The 18,224-nt window shown below is 58.5% G+C and carries 16 protein-coding genes; 11 read left to right on the top strand and 5 right to left on the bottom strand.

Annotated elements, in window-relative coordinates:
* Positions 1–58 precede the first annotated feature (58 nt).
* Entirely contained in the window at positions 59–910 is an 852-nt protein-coding gene (gene panC, locus AC2TDJ_RS00880) for a pantoate--beta-alanine ligase (RefSeq protein WP_480838318.1), read from the bottom strand.
* Entirely contained in the window at positions 907–1,746 is an 840-nt protein-coding gene (panB, locus tag AC2TDJ_RS00875; RefSeq protein ID WP_480838316.1) for a 3-methyl-2-oxobutanoate hydroxymethyltransferase, read from the bottom strand. The genes panC and panB overlap by 4 nt, the downstream gene beginning before the upstream one ends.
* Before the next feature lie 170 nt (positions 1,747–1,916).
* Here panB and AC2TDJ_RS00870 point away from each other — a divergent pair, with 170 nt between their 5' ends.
* The 6 genes from AC2TDJ_RS00870 (at position 1,917) to AC2TDJ_RS00845 (ending at position 9,415) form a co-directional block, all read left to right on the top strand.
* Complete coding sequence (locus tag AC2TDJ_RS00870; protein WP_480838314.1) at positions 1,917–3,404, top strand: ABC transporter substrate-binding protein; 1,488 nt, start codon at positions 1,917–1,919, stop codon at positions 3,402–3,404.
* A 66-nt stretch (positions 3,405–3,470) separates the two neighbouring features.
* Complete coding sequence (locus tag AC2TDJ_RS00865; RefSeq protein WP_480838312.1) at positions 3,471–4,535, top strand: ligand-gated ion channel; 1,065 nt, start codon at positions 3,471–3,473, stop codon at positions 4,533–4,535.
* 40 nt (positions 4,536–4,575) lie between these two features.
* Positions 4,576–5,523: an ABC transporter permease gene (locus AC2TDJ_RS00860; RefSeq protein ID WP_480838310.1), complete on the top strand. Its 948-nt coding sequence runs from the start codon at positions 4,576–4,578 to the stop codon at positions 5,521–5,523.
* On the top strand, positions 5,520–6,335 hold the full coding sequence (locus AC2TDJ_RS00855) for an ABC transporter permease (protein WP_480838308.1): 816 nt from the start codon (positions 5,520–5,522) through the stop codon (positions 6,333–6,335). Before AC2TDJ_RS00860 ends, AC2TDJ_RS00855 begins: the two co-directional genes overlap by 4 nt.
* Positions 6,332–7,930: an ABC transporter ATP-binding protein gene (locus tag AC2TDJ_RS00850; RefSeq protein ID WP_480838306.1), complete on the top strand. Its 1,599-nt coding sequence runs from the start codon at positions 6,332–6,334 to the stop codon at positions 7,928–7,930. The genes AC2TDJ_RS00855 and AC2TDJ_RS00850 overlap by 4 nt, the downstream gene beginning before the upstream one ends.
* Before the next feature lie 33 nt (positions 7,931–7,963).
* Positions 7,964–9,415 carry an aldehyde dehydrogenase family protein gene (locus tag AC2TDJ_RS00845; protein WP_480838304.1) on the top strand — a complete coding sequence of 484 codons (1,452 nt, stop codon included), beginning with the start codon at positions 7,964–7,966 and terminating at the stop codon, positions 9,413–9,415.
* A 3-nt stretch (positions 9,416–9,418) separates the two neighbouring features.
* On the opposite strand, the gene pncB is transcribed toward AC2TDJ_RS00845, so the two are convergent.
* On the bottom strand, positions 9,419–10,711 hold the full coding sequence (gene pncB, locus AC2TDJ_RS00840) for a nicotinate phosphoribosyltransferase (RefSeq protein WP_480838302.1): 1,293 nt from the start codon (positions 10,709–10,711) through the stop codon (positions 9,419–9,421).
* Positions 10,712–10,875: 164 nt separating this feature from the next.
* Between pncB and AC2TDJ_RS00835 the strand changes: the two genes are divergently transcribed.
* Positions 10,876–11,409 (top strand): hypothetical protein, encoded by a 534-nt coding sequence (locus AC2TDJ_RS00835; RefSeq protein WP_480838300.1) that lies wholly within the window; start codon positions 10,876–10,878, stop codon positions 11,407–11,409.
* A 2-nt stretch (positions 11,410–11,411) separates the two neighbouring features.
* Here AC2TDJ_RS00835 and pncA read toward each other — a convergent pair whose 3' ends face one another.
* Positions 11,412–12,005 carry a bifunctional nicotinamidase/pyrazinamidase gene (pncA, locus tag AC2TDJ_RS00830; protein WP_480838298.1) on the bottom strand — a complete coding sequence of 198 codons (594 nt, stop codon included), beginning with the start codon at positions 12,003–12,005 and terminating at the stop codon, positions 11,412–11,414.
* A 96-nt stretch (positions 12,006–12,101) separates the two neighbouring features.
* On the opposite strand from pncA, the gene trhO reads away from it, so the two are divergent.
* Complete coding sequence (gene trhO / locus AC2TDJ_RS00825) at positions 12,102–13,007, top strand: oxygen-dependent tRNA uridine(34) hydroxylase TrhO (protein ID WP_480838296.1); 906 nt, start codon at positions 12,102–12,104, stop codon at positions 13,005–13,007.
* 65 nt (positions 13,008–13,072) lie between these two features.
* The gene (locus tag AC2TDJ_RS00820; protein ID WP_480838294.1) at positions 13,073–13,573 is read left to right on the top strand and encodes a potassium channel family protein; all 501 of its coding nucleotides are present in this window, start codon (positions 13,073–13,075) and stop codon (positions 13,571–13,573) included.
* A 15-nt stretch (positions 13,574–13,588) separates the two neighbouring features.
* On the opposite strand, the gene AC2TDJ_RS00815 is transcribed toward AC2TDJ_RS00820, so the two are convergent.
* Positions 13,589–13,918, bottom strand: a complete 330-nt coding sequence (locus tag AC2TDJ_RS00815) for a hypothetical protein (RefSeq protein ID WP_480838292.1) — start codon at positions 13,916–13,918, stop codon at positions 13,589–13,591.
* A gap of 425 nt (positions 13,919–14,343) precedes the next feature.
* Between AC2TDJ_RS00815 and AC2TDJ_RS00810 the strand changes: the two genes are divergently transcribed.
* A complete protein-coding gene (locus AC2TDJ_RS00810; RefSeq protein WP_480838290.1) occupies positions 14,344–16,788 on the top strand; it encodes a GcvT family protein in 2,445 nt (814 codons plus the stop codon).
* Entirely contained in the window at positions 16,785–18,146 is a 1,362-nt protein-coding gene (locus tag AC2TDJ_RS00805; protein WP_480838288.1) for an MmgE/PrpD family protein, read from the top strand. The genes AC2TDJ_RS00810 and AC2TDJ_RS00805 overlap by 4 nt, the downstream gene beginning before the upstream one ends.
* The last annotated feature ends 78 nt before the right edge of the window (positions 18,147–18,224 follow it).

Below are 18,224 nucleotides of genomic sequence, written 5' to 3'. Positions count from 1 at the left end.
CCCCGTTTCATTTTGCGGGACTTTAGCGCAAACAGTGATGCACGGGCCAGAGCGGATTTCAGGCGGGTGAAACCGGAATATTGTCGATCAGACGGACCCCATCCGCCCAGGCGGTGACGAACAGACGCGCCGGGCGAGAGGCTTCCGAAAGCGCCTCCAACGTTTCGGCGCACCGCAGGTCGACATACTCGATTTCGGTAAATCCGGCTGTGATCAAACCAGCCTCGGCCTCTTGCGCCAGCGTCGCAAAGACTTCGCCTGCCGCCAGCCGGGAGGCAATCCCCCGCATAATCGCGTTCATGTTCGCCGCGATGTCCAGCCCTTCACGCGACAGCAGCAGATTTCGGGAGGACATGGCCAACCCGGAAGGTTCGCGCACGGTCGGGCAGCCGATAACCTCGATGGGAATATCCAGGTCGCGGGCCATGCGTCGGACGATCAGCAACTGTTGATAATCTTTTTCCCCGAAATAGGCTCTGTTTGCCTGGGTTTGCAGGAACAGTTTCGCCACAACGGTCGCCACGCCGTCGAAATGTCCAGGGCGGAATGGCCCTTCCATCACATCGGTCAGACCCGAGACGTTTACGGTCGTCGAGAAACCTTCCGGATAGATCTCTTCCGGGTCCGGGACATAGATCACGTCCACGCCGTAAGGCGACAACTTTTCCGCGTCGTCCTGTTCGGTCCGGGGGTATTTGGCCAGATCCTCGGGGTTGTTGAACTGCTTGGGGTTCACAAAGATCGTGACGATCACCCGGTCGCAGCCTGCTTTGGCGGCTTCGACAAGTGACAGATGGCCCTGATGCAACGCGCCCATGGTCGGAACCACACCGATTACTTCATCCTTGCGCTGCCATTGCGAGGTCAGCGCGCGCAGGTCGGCCAGGCGGCGCAGGATCGGAGGGGTCATGCCTTGCGCCCTTGGTCCGGGGCCTGATCCGCAAAGACATGCTCGTCCGCCGGGAAGGTGCGTGCACGGACTTCAGCGGCGTATTCTGCGATGGCAGCTTCGGCCAACGGACCCAGATCAGCGTAACGTTTGACGAATTTTGGTTTGAAGGCGGTGAAAAAGCCCAGCATGTCGTCGACAACCAGGATTTGCCCGTCGCACCCGGCCGAAGCGCCGATCCCGATGGTCGGGATCGCGACCTCGGCGGTAATCCGGTCAGCCAGACCTTGGGGAACCTTCTCCAACACAACGGAGAACGCGCCGGCCTCGGCCACGGCGCGGGCGTCGGCCAGTACCGCCTCGGCCTGTTCGTCGCGACCCTGAACCTTGTAGCCACCCAGCGTATTGATCGATTGCGGCGTCAGGCCGATATGCGCCATCACCGGGATACCACGCTTGACCAGAAAGCGGATCGTCTCGGCCATCTCGACCCCGCCTTCCAGCTTCACAGCGCCCGCGCCGGTTTCCGACATCAGCCGGGCCGCGTTTCGGAAGGCATCGGACGCGTCGTGTTCATAGCTGGCAAAGGGCATGTCGATAACCATCATCGCCTTGTCCAGCCCGCGTGCCACGGCTTGCCCGTGCATGATCATCATTTCCATGGTCACGCCCAGAGTCGACGACATACCATGCAACACCATGCCAACGCTGTCTCCGACCAGTACGAAATCGCAATGGGCATCCATCAGCCGGGCCATCGGTGTTGTGTAGGCGGTCAGGCTGACCAGGGGATCACTGCCTTTTCGGGCGCGAATATCCTCGGCATTCGGGGCTTTTTTGCGGGCGGTGGCGCTCATACTCGCTCCTGCGGGGTCCATGTTGCAGTGCGGCATAGCAGATTGCAATGGGCCAGAGAAACCCCGGTTGCGCGAACATTTCCTTGAATGACCCAAGGTTTAAAGGGACATTGGTAGAAGAAAAGCCCGCAAAACAGCGGGCGCACGTTTTCAACAGGGGAGAGATTTTCATGACAATGCAGGTGTTTCGGTCCTTTGCATCCGCACTGGCGCTGGGTGCAAGTCTGTTCGCAACGCAGGCTTTGGCCAAATCCGACATCACGATTGCGATGCAGCTTGAGCCGCCGCATCTGGACCCGACAAGTGCTGCGGCTCAAGCTATCGATTCGGTGGTTTACACCAATGTATTCGAGGGCCTGACACGTTTCATGGGCGATGGTTCGGTTGTTCCGGGACTGGCCGAAAGCTGGGAAATTTCCGACGATGGCACGGTCTATACATTCAACCTGCGCGATGGTGTCACCTTTCATGATGGTACTGAGATGGACGCCGAAGACGTCAAGTTCAGCCTTGATCGCGCCCGTGCCGAAGACAGCGCCAACGCCCAGAAAGCGCTGTTTGCCGGGATAGAAAGCGTCGAGGTGGTTGATCCGCTGACGGTCAAAGTTACCCTGTCCGAGCCCAACGGCAATTTCCTGTTCAACATGGCGTGGGGCGACGCGGTAATCGTCGCGCCCGAGAGCATCGAAAATATCAAGACCAACCCTGTTGGCACCGGTGCCTTTACCTTTGGCGACTGGGTTCAGGGCGACAGCATTACCCTGAACCGCAATCCGAACTACTGGGGCGATCAGCCCGCATTAGAGACTGCGACCTTCAAGTTCATATCTGACCCCACCGCCGCCTTTGCTGCAATGATGGCAGAGGATATCGATGTCTTCGACAATTTCCCTGCGCCGGAAAACCTGCCCCAGTTCGAGGCTGATCCGCGGTTTCAGGTTCTCGTTGGTTCCACCGAAGGTGAGACGATCCTGTCCACCAACAACAAGAACGCCCCGTTCGACGACATCCTTGTGCGTCAGGCGCTGGCGCATGCAATCGATCGGCAGGCCATCATTGATGGCGCCATGTTCGGATATGGCACGCCGATCGGAACGCATTTCGCGCCCCATCACCCGGCCTATGTCGACCTGACTGGCCAGTCTGCCTATGACCCCGAGAAAGCCCGCGCGCTGCTGGCCGAAGCGGGGTTTGCCGAAGGTTTCGAAACCACACTTCACCTGCCGCCACCTTCATATGCGCGGCGGGGTGGAGAGATCATCGCGGCGCAGCTGGCGGATGTTGGTATCAAGGCCGAGATCATCAATGTCGAATGGGCACAATGGCTGGAGTCGGTGTTCAAGGGCAAGGATTTTGGTCTGACCATCGTCAGCCATACCGAGCCGATGGATATCGGTATCTATGCGCGGCCCGACTATTACTTTCAGTACGACAGCACCGATTTTCAGGCTCTGATGGACACGCTGAATTCCACAACCGACCCGGATGAGCGCAAAAGGTTGCTGGGTGAAGCGCAACGGCTGATCTCGACTGATTACGTCAACGGATACCTGTTCCAGCTCGCCAAGCTGGGAGTTGCCAAGGCGGGTGTGCAGGGTCTTTGGGAAAATGCCCCGACGGCAGCGATCGATCTGACCGCCATCAATTGGTCCGAATAACAAATCACCGGGGCTGTAACGGGCGGCCCCGGTAATGTCTGTTCCCGTGCGTACCAGATTATGACTATGTTTCGCGTTCTTTGTCTGATTGTTTTTGCTCTTTGCCTGACATTTGCACCGGTCAGGCAGGCAAAGGGGCAGAACGTCCTCGACAGCCGGTTGGACGCGCTTGCCGGCACGCCCGAGAACCCATTGGACGTTGGTGTGGGTATCAAGATCGACCAGATCACCAGCGTTGACCAAAAGGCCGAGAACTATGGTGCAGTTGTGCAGTTGCGCGTTGAATGGACGGACCCCGCGCTGGCCTTTGACGCGGACGCGTTGGGACGAGAGATCCGGGTCTTCAACCCACCGGCGCTAGCAGATCATGCCGCTGAAATCGGTGCGATACTGCCCGCATTTGTCATTCACAACCAGCAGTCAAACAAATGGATCCACGAATCCGCGGCTTCTCTGCGATATGACGGGCGTGTTGTATACGTCGAGAAATCGTCGCTGACCTTGCAGGCGCCGCATTTCGATTTCCGGAAATACCCGTTCGACACGCAGGAATTTCACTTTGAGGTCGTCTCGATTTTCCCGTCCGACTACGTGTCCTATTACCCGTTGGACGAATTCTCTGGCCTTGGCGACCTGCTGGGCGAGGAAGAGTGGATTCTGGGGAATGCCCGAATGGAGACATCACAGGTCATTGGGTTGTCAGGCCGTGAAAGCGATCAGGTCGCGCTGGTGTTCGAGGGCAAACGGCACCTGACCTACTATGTGATTCGGGTTTTTCTGCCGATGCTGGTGCTGATCTCGGTCGGCTGGGCGCTGTTTTTCCTCGACGAATACCGCCGACGGATTGAAATCGCTGGTGGGAACCTGCTTGTGTTCGTGGCTTTCAACTGGGCAATTTCCGCTGATCTTCCGAAACTGGGCTATCTGACATTTCTGGATTTTGTTCTGCAGTGCATGTTCCTGATGACCGGTGCGCTGATCGTATTCAATGTCGCTTTGCGCAGATTGAAGGTATCGGGTCGCGAAGGTGCGGCCAGACTGCTGGACAATTATGCGATCAAGTGGATTTACCCGCTGGGATATGCGGCCATCGTCGCCTACGCGGTTTTTGCCTATCTGTTGGTGACTTAGATGCTGGACCCGTATCGCAAGCGACCCTAACGTGGCGGGGATGCTTCGCTATGCGCTCAAACGTCTGATTTCACTGGTGGTCAGCCTGGTCGTGGCCTCGGTTGTCATTTTCACGGTGATTGAGATTGCTCCGGGTGATCCGGCATCTTTTATGCTGGGTGTAAACGCCCAGCCCGATACGCTGGCTGCTTTGCGTTCTGAGCTTGGGTTGGATGTGTCCAAGGCACAGCGTTATTTCAATTGGGTCGGTGGGATGTTGGTGGGGGATTTTGGAACCTCATACACCTACCGGACCCCGGTTTCCCAAATGATCGCCGATCGGCTGTGGGTGTCACTTCCGCTGGCGCTATATGCGTTGACCCTTTCAACCCTGATTGCCTTTCCGGCCGGGATCTACGCGGCCGCACGGCGAGGAAGAACTGGCGACACTGCGGTGATGGGGGCGACGCAGCTGGGCATAGCAGTGCCGAATTTCTGGTTTGCCATGATGCTGGTGCTGGTCTTTGCCATCAAACTCGGCTGGTTCAACGCCGGAGGGTTCGCCGGTTGGGACAATGGGTTCTGGACAGGGCTGCATTCCCTGACCCTGCCCGCCATCGCGCTTGCCTTGCCGCAGGCGGCGATCCTGGCCCGTGTGATGCGTTCGGCCCTGCTGGATATTTTGGGCGAGGATTTCATGCGCACGGCCCGTGCCAAGGGATTGTCCCGGCGGCAAGCGCTTTGGCGGCATGGCGTTCGCAATGCGCTGATTCCGGTCCTGACCATCATCGGCTTGCAGTTTTCCTTCCTCCTGGCAGGGTCGATCATCATTGAACAGGTGTTCTATCTGCCCGGCCTTGGTCGGTTGGTGTTTCAGGCGATCTCGGCGCGCGACCTGATCGTGGTGGAATCTGTTGTCATGCTGCTGGTCTTTGCCGTCATCACGGTAAATTTCTTCGTCGATTTGGCTTACGCAGCCGTCGACCCGCGGTTGAGGAGCAGGACATGAGCCGTAACCTGATCCTCGGCATGTACTTGTCTTCGCTGGTGTTGCTGGCGGCTCTCGTGTCGCTTGTCTGGACACCCTACGACCACACTTCACTGGACATTCCGGCCAAGCTGCACCCCCCCAACCTGCAGAACTGGCTTGGAACGGATCATTTCGGGCGCGATATGCTGTCGATGATCATGGTCGGTGCGCGGACCTCGATTGCAGTGGCTCTGGTGGCTGTGGGGATCGGCATGGTCCTGGGCGTTCCGTTGGGCCTGACAGCGGCGGCGCGCAAAGGGTCGTGGCTGGATGAGGTGATCATGCGTGGGAACGATCTGGTCTTCGCCTTCCCCTCTCTGGTCATTGCCATCCTGATCACTGCCGTATTCGGCGCCGGCGCAATCAACGCCATCATTGCCATCGGGATTTTCAACATCCCGGTTTTTGCCCGCATCACCCGCGGTGCTGCCCTGTCTTTGTGGGAGCGGGAATATATCCTCGCCGCGCGGGTCGCCGGCAAGGGCGCGGCGCGCATCTCGGCCGAGCACATCCTGCCCAATGTCGCCAACCTGTTGATCGTTCAGGGGACCATTCAGTTTTCCCTTGGGATTCTGGCCGAGGCGGGGTTGTCCTACGTCGGTCTGGGCGCGCAACCGCCCACGCCAAGCTGGGGCCGCATGTTGGCCGATGCGCAGACAATGGTCGGATTTGCCCCACATTTGGCTCTGATTCCCGGGCTTGCCATCATCGTGACCGTTCTTGGGTTGAACCTGCTTGGCGATGGCCTGCGCGACTGGCTGGATCCACGCATCAGGGTGGCCCGCACATGAGTTTGCTGCAGATCGATAACCTCTCGCTGGCCATTCACGGCACGCCAATCCTCAAAAACCTCAGCCTTGCGATAGAACCGGGCCAGATTGCGGCGGTGACCGGGGAAAGCGGTTCGGGGAAATCAATGACGGCCCTGGCGGTCATGCAACTGCTGCCGAACGGGGCCGAGGCCGCCGGATCGATTTTGTTGGGCGGGCATGACTTGCTGGACTGTACCGAACCTGAGATGTGCGCCTTGCGCGGCGCATCCATCGGGATGGTCTTTCAGGAACCGATGACCGCCCTGAACCCGGTCAAGGCAATCGGCGATCAGGTGATGGAAACCATTCTGATTCACAAGGCCATGCCAAGGTCCGAGGCGCGGCAGCGCGCGCAAGAGGTTCTAACGCGCGTCGGCCTGCCGCCCGACAGGTTTCCCCTCTCCCGCTATCCACATGAGTTGTCCGGTGGGCAACGGCAACGGGTTGTGATCGCTATGGCAATCGCCTTGCGCCCTCGGCTGCTGATAGCGGATGAGCCGACAACGGCTTTGGATGTGACGACGCAAGCGCAGATTCTGGACCTTCTGAAAGGGTTGGTGCGGGAATATGGGATGGGTCTGCTGATGATCACTCACGATTTGGCTGTTGTGGCCGACATGGCGGATCAGATCGTTGTAATGCGCCATGGAGAGGTCGTGGAATCCGGTACAACCGACCACCTGCTGCGGCACATGCAACACCCCTATACCCGCATGTTGTTCGAGGCGTCCGGCCATCAGGTCACGTTGCCGGAAGCAAGGGATCCACGCCCGCTGCTTGAAGTGGCTGATGTGATCCGCGACTACCGCTTGCCGCGCAAACGCCTGTTTGTTCAACCAGACCATCATCGCGCCGTGGATCGGGTTAGCTTCACGCTCAATCGGGGTGAGAGACTTGGGTTGGTAGGAGAGTCTGGCTGTGGAAAATCGACCCTAACACGGGCGATATTGGGGTTGGATGACGTGCAAGGTGGCCGAATTTATTTGGATGGGCAGCCTGTGTACTCTGGTCACAAACCCAACATGTCCGTACGTCGGAAAATGCAGGTGGTGTTTCAGGACCCGTTTGGCAGTTTCAACCCGCGCCATCGCGTTGCGCGCCTGATAACCGAACCGTTTCACTTGCTCGAAACCGCGCCCGCAGCCACGGAGCGCCAGGAACGGATTGCCGAGATGCTGACGGCCGTCGGCCTCAGCCCGGACGATGCGGGTAAATACATCCATGAATTCTCGGGCGGGCAACGTCAGCGTATCGCCATCGCCCGGGCGCTTATCATTCGGCCGGAACTGATCCTGTTCGACGAGGCAGTCTCGGCCCTCGATGTATCGGTACGCGCGCAAATCCTGGACCTGCTTGCGGAACTGTGTGACGCATATGACCTGACCTACCTGTTCATCAGTCACGATCTGAGTGTGGTGCGCACGGTCACCGATCGCGTTATGGTGATGCAGGCGGGCAAGATCGTCGAACAGGGTGAAACTGAGAAGGTCTTTTCAAACCCACGACATCCCTACACCCAAAAGCTGATCGAAGCAGCTCCGACACTGCCAGACATCGGCCAAAACGTTGCATGAATTGCAGTGTTAGAGCCTAAACAGGAGGACCACATGCCTAACTCTCTTTGGTTCGATCCCACCATGTGCCTGATTGGCGGCGAATGGGTTCCGCCGGTGTCCGGGATGACCCTGCCTCTGGTCGATCCGTCGGATGGATCGGAAATCTGCCAGATCGCACGCGGAGACGCGCAGGATATCGATCTTGCTGTCGCGGCTGCTCGGTCCGCTCTTGAGGGTAGATGGGGCCACATGACCGCTGTCGAGCGGGGCCGCATTCTGACCCGTTTGGGCCAGTTGGTGCTGGAACGTGCGGATGATCTGGCACAGCTTGAGGCGACGGATGTCGGCAAACCGCTGACTCAGGCGCGGGCGGACGCTGTTGCCCTGGCGCGATACTGCGAGTTTTACGGCGGTGCTGCCGACAAGGTTATGGGTGAAACGATCCCCTATCTGGACGGGTATACGGTTTATTCCCTGCGTGAACCGCATGGGGTGACGGGGCACATCGTGCCCTGGAACTACCCCATGCAGATAATAGGCCGTTCTGTTGGTGCGGCGCTGGCCATGGGCAATGCCTGTGTTCTGAAACCGGCGGAAGAGGCCTGCCTGACCGCGCTGGCTTTTGCCGATCTGGCAATTGAAGCCGGATTGCCTGCCGGCGCGCTGAATGTTGTACCCGGGCTTGGGGCCGAGGCGGGCGCCGCCTTGTCGGCGCATCCTCGGGTCAATCATATCTCGTTCACTGGATCCGTTGCTACTGGCGCTTTGGTCCAGCAGGCTGCGGGACGAAACGTAGTGCCGGTGACGCTGGAACTCGGGGGCAAATCTCCTCAGCTTGTCTTTGATGACGCCGATCTGGACGCCGCCCTGCCATTTCTGGTGAATGCGGGCATTCAGAATGCAGGGCAAACCTGCTCGGCCTCGTCCCGCATTCTGGTTCAAAACGGCGTTTACGAGCAGGTGAAGACGCGGATGGCGGAAGCTTACGCGGAACTCACAGTCGGCCCGGCCATGCAGGATCTTCGTGTGGGCCCGTTGATTTCGGCCCGTCAGAAACAGATCGTTAACGGCTTTCTTGCGAAGGGGTCAGACCTGACCATAGCCGCGCAAGGGCAGATCTTGGACAACGCCCCGGCCTTGGGCGCCTATGTGTGTCCGACACTGTTTTCGGATGTTCCGCCCGATCACGTCCTGGCAAGGGATGAAATTTTTGGTCCGGTACAGGTCCTGATCCCGTTTGACACTGAAGAACAGGCTCTAACAATAGCAAATGGCACGGAATACGGCCTTGTCGCCAGTATCTGGACCCGGGATGGCGCACGGCAAATGAGGCTGGCCAAGGGGCTGCACTCTGGGCAGGTATTCATCAACAACTACGGGGCCGGAGGTGGGGTGGAATTGCCCTTTGGCGGCGTTGGAAAATCGGGCCATGGCCGCGAAAAGGGGTTCGAGGCGCTTTATGGGTTTTCACAACTAAAAACGGTGGCCGCCTATCACGGCTAAGGATCAGACGATCACTTCATATGCCTGTTGTGCGCCAACATCGAACACGTGTTTGTAGCGCGCGATTTCACCCGCAGGCCCCATCGCCTTTTCTGGGTTGTCGGACAATTTGACCGTCGGTCGGCCATTGGCCGAAACCGCCTTGCACACCAACGAGAAAGGCGCGAGCGCGTCGTTCGGAACAAGGTCCCTGAAATCATTGGTCAACAATGTACCCCAGCCAAATGAGACGTTGGTCCGACCCGCAAACTGCGCGTGCAATTCGCGAATTTTGTCCACATCCAACCCGTCCGAGAAGATGATCCGCTTTTGCATCGGGTCTTCGCCCCGGGATTTCCACCACGCAATTGCGATTTCCGCACCGGATGCAGGATCGCCGCTGTCGATGCGAATACCCGTCCAACCCGCGAGCCAATCCGGCGCATTGTCCAGGAACCCCTTGGTTCCATAGGTGTCGGGCAAAATGATACGCAGATTGCCATCATGTTCGTCATGCCAGTCGCTAAGCACCTCGTAGGGGGCTTGCGCCAATTCCTCGTCCGTGTCGGCCAGAGCGGAATAGACCATCGGCAGCTCATGCGCGTTGGTGCCGATGGCCTCAACTTCGCGTCGCATGGCGATCAGGCAGTTGGATGTTCCGGTGAAGTCGGATCCCAACCCTTCGATCATGGCCTGTACGCACCAGTCCTGCCATAGGAATGAATGTCGCCGGCGGGTGCCAAAATCAGCGATGCTCAGACCGTCGATCTCGCGCAGTTGGCCGATTTTCTCCCAAACACGGGTCATGGCGCGGGCATAAAGCACCTGAAGTTCGAACCGGCGCATATCGTTCAGAACTGCCCGCGACCGAAGCTCCATCAATACTGCCAGTGCAGGGATTTCCCACAGCATGACTTCGTGCCACTTGCCTTCGAAGGTCAGTTCATACTGATCGCCCTTGCGTTCCAGGTGATAGGGCGGAAGCCGCAGGTTTTCGAACCACTCCATGAAATCCGAGCGGAACATCTGCCGCTTGCCATAGAACATGTTGCCGCGCAGCCAGGTGCTTTCCCCCCGGCTGAGGCTGAGCGAGCGGATGTGATCGAGCTGTTCGCGCAGTTCCCCCTCGTCAATCAGGCGGGCCAGCGGGACGTGATTCGAACGGTTTATCAGTGAAAAAACGACGTCCGTTTGGGGCTTATTTCGAAACACTGACTGGCACATCAGCAGTTTGTAGAAGTCCGTGTCGATTAAAGACCTGATAATTGGGTCTATTTTCCATTTGTGATTGTAGACACGCGTTGCGATGTCGACCATGGGAAACTCCTGCGATTTCGATTGTTAGATCAATCGAGGCGGTAATTGGCAAGAGTCGCCAAATTGGTAACAATGCCAAGGACAAGTCACATTGCAGGCTTATTGTGAGTTCTCTTCACGCGTTAGTGGAGGGTGGGGGATGGTAAAGAAGGTTAGTTTTGTGAATGGGTCTAGAGTACGATTTTGACATAGTTGCCATTGCACCTGACGAAGTTGATCCGGAACATGGTTTTGCGGCCATGACAGGCACGCGCCCTGTACGCGCGTTGTTTCGTGACTTTGACACCGCGCAGGCATTGCGGTCGGCATCTCCAAAAATTCGCAGAATTTTCCTTGAATCCGGGTTCAGCCTTGAAACCCGCAACAGCGGCGCGCGCCGCGGATACTATCCGCCCGAAGATGCTGCGGATCGAGAACGCATTCTGAAACGGTTGTTCACGAATATCCGCAACATGGGTCTGCAGGGCGAATATTGCGGCGAGTTCGACTTTTGGGATTTCCTGCACCATGTTCGGACCGCGAAGCCGGGCGAGGTACGCGTCAATCCCAAGCCCGAGCAACTGCCAAAGCTGCAAGAACCGGTCAGCCCCCCTCCGGAACGGCGGAGCGTGGCCGGGCGTGTCGGCTTTGCGCTGGCGACGGCAATTATTCTGTATGTCGTGCTGAAATACCTGGCCGAGCGTGGCGGTACACACTGACCCTAAATAAGGGAAATACCTGCTGCGCGCATGGCTTGCTCTGCCGCGGCGAGTGACCCATCCATGTCGATGGCACGGCACGCTGCGGTGTTGACTGTCACATCAAAACCCAGTTCGGCTGCGTCCAATGCCGAGTAATGCACGCAGAAATCGGTGGCCAGGCCAACCAGCGTCAATTGGTGAATGCCACGCGTGTCCAGATACCCCTTCAGACCGGTAGGAGTCTCTCTGTCATTCTCAAAAAACGCGGAATAGCTGTCGATGGTGCTGCGGAACCCCTTGCGCAGGATCAGGTCTGCATCGGTGCGCAGGTCTTGGTGAAATGCCGCGCCCCTTGTCCCCTGCACACAATGATCCGGCCACAAAACCTGCGGGCCATAAGGCATCTGCGTCATCTCAAACGGGGCCTTGCCCGGATGAGCGCTGGCGAATGAAGAATGCCCCGCCGGGTGCCAGTCCTGTGTCAGAATAACGGCGTCGAAATCGTCCATCATCGCGTTGATCGGAGCGACGATCTCATCTCCGCCGGTCACGGCAAGGGCACCGCCGGGGCAGAAGTCATTCTGGACATCGATTACGAGCAGAGCGTGAGTCATCAAGGCCTCCTATGCTTGGTCTATCGGTATGAGCAGGGAAGGTGCCCGTCAATCCGCTCTCTTGCGTCTGATCCGCGCCGGCATTAGATCGCGCTCATGTACACAATAGCCGCGCTCTATCATTTCACGCGCTTCGCCGACCCCGCGGCCTTGCGCCCCGTATTGCTGGAACTGTGCCGCGCGCAGTCCGTCAAGGGCACGCTGCTGCTGGCGCATGAGGGGATCAACGGCACGATCGCAGGACCGCGGGCGGGCATTGATGCGGTTCTGGCGCATATCCGGGCTTTGCCCGGGTGCGACGGGCTGGAGTGGAAAGAAGCCACCTCCGATCATCCGCCGTTCGGCAAGATCAAGGTTCGCCTGAAAAAAGAGATCGTGACAATGGGGCAGCCGGACGTCGATCCGCGCGCCAGCGTGGGACATTACGTCGAGCCGGAAGATTGGAATGATCTGATCCGGTCGGACGATGTCGTGGTGATCGATACCCGCAATGATTATGAGGTGGCGATTGGCACATTTGAAGGTGCAATAGACCCTAATACGGCAAGTTTCAGCGAGTTTCCTACCTGGTGGGAAGCGAACAAAGATCGCTTTCACAACAAGCGAGTCGCCATGTTCTGCACCGGAGGTATCCGGTGTGAGAAATCGACAAACTACTTGCTGGGACAAGGGATCGAGGAAGTCTATCACCTAAAAGGGGGCATCCTGCGGTACCTGGAAGAAATGCCGGCGGAGGGCAGCGCTTGGCAGGGCGACTGTTTCGTATTCGATAACCGTGTGTCGGTTGGCCACGGTCTGGTCGAAGGACCCCACAAGCTGTGCCATGGTTGCCGCCGCCCGATCCTTCCGGAAGACATGACGCGGCCGGAATACGAGCAGGGCGTGTCCTGCCACCAGTGCGTCAACGAAACCTCCGAGGTGGACAAGATGCGGTTCCGGGAACGGCAGAAGCAAATTCAGCTGGCGCGCGCACGTGGGGACGAGCATCTGGGTTCGGATTGAATTCGGCTTGCAGGCCTGTGCGGGAATCCGGATGATCCGAGGCGCACCAGCATGGCGGAACCATTATGACCAACGAACCCAGAACCTTGGAAGAATGGAAGTCGACCCTTTTAGCCGCTCTCGGTCTGGTCCTGGCCAGTTTTCTTGCTTGGTTCGGCTTGTCGCGGCTCAGCGAAGCCACTGCCGGTGACACGATCGGAACGATCGCCGCAGTGGGGCTGGTGATCTGGATCGTCTCGCAGTCCTGGTATTACATGACCCAGGTCAAATCGCCCCGGCGGCTGTTGTTCCTGATGGGTGTGTCTTTCATCCAGGTCGTCCCCTTCCTGTTTGCGGCAGTGTACGGAGCGTTCGGGTACAACGATCATTGCGTCACGGGCGCCGAGGGCCCGGCCGATATCCTGTACTTCTCGTATGTCACGTTCACCACCGTTGGATATGGTGACATGACGCCAATAGGACTGTGCCGCGGCTTGGCCGTTGCCGAGGCCGTAATGGGTTATATCCTGTTGGGCATGTTTGTCGCCGCTGCCGTGGCGCTTTACGCCCGCAATCATGGAAAATAAGGCTCTAACTCAGGCCTATTTGTTCTGATCGATCCAACGCGACATCAAGTTCTTGTCGCGAAAACACTCATTCGGAATCGGGCGGCGTTTGCTGCGGGATATCCGCTCGGCAAAAGCAACTTGCTTGCCGGTAGGGTAGTTTGAGAAGGGCGAAGCGTCCTGCGGTTTGTGTGCCGAAATCCAGTCCGACATCGACTTGCGATCCCGCTGCGCCTCGACCGGTATCTCCAGTGCCGATTGTTGTGCGATCGCGCGGGCATAGCGCATTTGCCGGTCCGTGACCGGAAGAAGGTGGTAATCGTTGCTGGGCGCATCGAACCAGCTTTGACGGGCAGCGTTGGTCATAGCTCGAAAACCTCCGTTCCACCTGCAGCATTCCGTGGAACAAATATAGAACATTTTAGGAACTTTTTCAAGATTTCAGCCGGATGAGGCGCTTGTTGCGCCCTTTCAGATCCAACCTGTCCCACCGTTTTGCGGCCACAAAGGCGCGTTTTTCACGCGCTCAGAACCTATCAAAGAATCATTCTGCGTCGGTTCAACCCATAGCTGGTCACATCGCCGCGTGCGCCGATGCAGTTGGCGGGACTTCGCTCATGGCCTGTGTGAAACAATGCCAAGACGATCGTCCGACGGGTGCCCGCCTGTCCGGATTGTATCACTTCCTGTTAATCAAACTCTGTTCCCGACATTTCGCGTCGGGAACAGAGCATCAGTTGGGTTCGGTCTGTGGCTGACTTTCGGGAATGGATGCAGTCAGGAGAGAACCCATGAAAACCCATGCGCAAGCGGTAGTGATAGGAGGCGGCCTGGTTGGCTGTTCTATCCTGTATCATCTTGCAAAGCTGGGATGGCGCGATGTTGTTTTGCTGGAGCGGGACGAACTGACCAGCGGGTCAACCTGGCATGCGGCGGCGAACATTCACGGGCTGCACGACAACAACAACGTGACCCGCGTCCAGCATTACACGATGAACCTGTACAAAGAGCTGGAGAAGGAAACCGGGCAGGGCTGCGGTGTGTTCCAGCCCGGATCTCTCTATCTGGCGCAGACCGAGGATCGCGAACATCAGCTGCGTCTGCAGGAGGCAAAGGCCAGATTCTACGGTCTGAACTTCTATGAAATCAGTCGCGAGCAAGCGATGGAGCTGCACCCGCTGGCGCAGTTCGATGACATTCGTTGCATCATGTATGAACCCGACGGCGGCAATGTCGATCCGTCCGGGGTGACCATGGCCTATGCCGCCGGGGCGCGGGCCATGGGCGCAACGATTGAGCGGTTCTGCCCTGTAATAGGGACTGAACAGCAACCCGACGGGTCGTGGATCGTACGCACCGAAAAAGGTGATATTCACACCCAGTGGGTGGTCAATGCGGGCGGTCTTTGGGGGCGCGAAGTTGCCGCGCTGGCCGGGATCGAACTGCCGTTGCAACCGACCGAACATCAGTATTTCGTGACTGAAGCGATTGATGAGGTCGCTGCGCTGGGTCGCCGCCTGCCGTCCATCGCGGACCGGGATGGCGAGTATTACTTTCGCCAGGAAGGCAATGGTCTGCTGATCGGTGCCTATGAGAAAGACATGCGATTCTGGGCCGAAGATGGCACGCCGCTGGATTTTGCCCATGACCTGTTCCCCGACGATCTGGACCGGATCATGGAAAACGTCATTCGCGCGACGGAACGGGTGCCTGCTGCCGCCACAGCTGGTGTCAAACGGGTGATCAATGGCCCGATGATCTGGTCGCCCGATTCCAACGCGATCTGGGGCCCGGTGCCGGAGTTGAAGAACTATTTCTGCTGTACCGGCATTATCCCCGGCTTCTCGCAATCCGGCGGTCTGGGCCTGCTTGCGGCGCAGTGGATGATCGAGGGTGAGCCGCAATATGACATGTTCGCCTGGGATTTGGCGCGGTTCGGCGACTGGGCTGACAAGGCGTTTACCAAGGCACGGGTCGAAGACGCCTATACCCACCGCTTTGCCATCCATTTCCCGAATGAAGAGCGTAGCGCCGGGCGCCCGGCGCGTGTTCGTCCTGCTTATGAGATGCAGAAAGCGATGGGCTGCGTTTTTGGCCTGAACTGCGGTTGGGAGCATCCGCTGTGGTTCGCAGATCAGCCCGACCTGGTCGAAACAAATGGTTTCACACGCCAGAACTGGTGGGAACCCGTCGGGCGCGAAGCGCGGATGCTGCGCGAACATGTGGGCGTCATCGACATCTCGAACTTCGCCAATTACGTCATCAAGGGCTCGGGCGCTTACGACTGGCTGGACCAACTGGTGGCCAATCGTGTGCCGACTGAAATCGGGCGCAGCTGCCTGACACCGCTGATCTCAGTGCGTGGCGGTGTGGCCGGGGATTTCACCATCACCAAGGTGGCCGAAGACGAATACATGATGATCGGGTCCGGCATGGCCGAGCGTTATCATCAGCGCTTTTTCGACATGGTGGACCTTCCCGAAGGCACGACGTTCGAAGTCGCCACCAACCGTATCGCAGGGTTCAACGTTGCCGGGCCCAAGTCGCGCGACCTGCTGCAACGTCTGACGAACGCCGACCTGTCGAATGAAGCGTTCCGCTTTATGCGCTCGCGGACAATCGACGTGGCGGGCGTTACCTGTCTGGCGATCCGTGTCAGCTTTACCGGCGATCTGGGTTGGGAACTGCACTGTGCCGAGGAAGACCAGATCAGGCTCTATTCCGCGCTATTGGAGGCAGCAAAGCACTGCGATGGTGGCCCGGTCGGAGGTCGCGGGCTGGGCTCGTTGCGGATCGAGAAAGGCTATGGCTCGTGGGGCCGCGAGTATTCTCAGGAGTACTGGCCGCAAGAGGTCGGGCTGGCCGGGTTGATCAAGCTCGACAAGGATTTCCTGCATAAAGAGGCGTATCTGGCAATCAAGGACAACGCCCCGCGCGAGGTACTGTCGATCTTCGAAGTTGACACGGACATTGCCGACGCATCCGGCGGTGAACCGATCTTTACCCCCGACGGCAAGCCGGTGGGCCGGGTAACCTCGGGCGCCTATGGCTATTCGGTCGATAAATCTCTGGCCATCGGCTACGCCGACCCGTCCGTTGCGCAATCGGGCGACACGGTGGAAATCTTCATCCTCGGAAAGCCGCATAAAGCCAGAATTCTCGAAAACCCACCCTTCGACCCCAAAGGCAATCGTCTCCGAGGTGTCCCGACTGCTCAGATGGAGACGGCCGAATGACCGGCGCCTTTGAGCGTGTCGCTGAATTCACATTGAACTGTGCTGCCGATCAGATGCCCGACAGCGCGCATGAAGCCGCCGCACGGATGTTGCTGGATACGTTGGGCGTCCTGATCGCGGCGGGCCCAATGGAGGCCGGGATAATCGCCCGCGAAACTGCGGTGTCGCTTTATGGTAGTTCCGATCCGTCCTGCAGCGCCCGCATGTTGTTCGATGGTCGCACGGTCAGCCTGGCTGGCGCGGCTTATGCGGCGGCTACACAGACGGACAATCTTGATGCCCATGACGGTTTCAATCCGACCAAAGGCCATATCGGGGTGGTTGTGGCCCCAGCCCTTGCGGCACTGGCCGAGCATAGCCCTGATCTGACCGGACCCGATGCGCTGTCCGCCGTGATCACCGGGTACGAGATTGCGGGTCGCGCCGGCCTAGCTCTTCATGCCTCGGTTAGTGATTACCACACTTCCGGTGCTTGGAATGCGCTGGGCGTCGTGGCGATGGCAGCACGTTTGCGTGGATTTGCGCCCGATCAGCTGCGACAGGCTTTTGGTATTGCCGAATATCATGGGCCGCGCAGTCAGATGATGCGTGAGATTGCCAACCCGACCATGCTGCATGACGGATCAGGCTGGGGTGCGTTGGCCGGTATGTCGGCGGCAATTCTCGCTGAACGCGGCTTTACCGGTGCGCCGGCCATCACCATTGAAGAAGATCGCGCGGCCCCGTATTGGGCCGATCTGGGCACGGTCTGGCAGATGGGCCAGCAATACGTAAAACCCTATCCGATCTGCCGATGGGCGCATGCGGCCATTGACGGCGTTCGGCTTCTGGTGCGCGATAACGATCTGACCCACGAACAGATCGAAAGCATCCAGATCAACAGCTTTCACGAGGCCGCCTGCCTGTTTCAAGGCATGCCGCAAACAACATCTCAGGCGCAGTATTCCCTGCCATTCGCCGTTGCGGTTCAGGCAATTCACGGCCGGATTGGTGTCGAACATATCACCGGCGCCGGACTATCGGATCCGGTGGTTGCGGATCTGATTAATCGCGTGCACGTCGCCGAAAGTGAGCAGCACAACATGCGGTTCCCTCAAGGGCGCTGGGCGGACGTCCGGATTATTACCAAAGACGGGCGGAACCTCCATTCCGGAGACCTCAACGCCCGTGGCGGCCCAGACGTGCCGATGACCCGTCAGGAAATTGTCGAAAAGTTCAAGGAGTTCTCGGTTCCATTTGTCGGCGAAGCGCGCGCCGACAAGATCGAAGCAGCAGTCTTTGGGTTGATCGAAAAGGGCTCACGATTCTCTGACCTGGCGGACCTGCTATACGACCCGCCGGAGAGCGGACGGGTTTGAACCGGTCAACTGCCGGGATTGCACGACGATGCGACAAAACACTGAACTGATGCCTTAATTCTCTTTCCGTTAGCTCAC

The sequence above is a fragment of the Ruegeria sp. HKCCD6647-2 genome (assembly GCF_057221075.1).
This window is presented reverse-complemented; position numbering and strand designations above follow the sequence as displayed.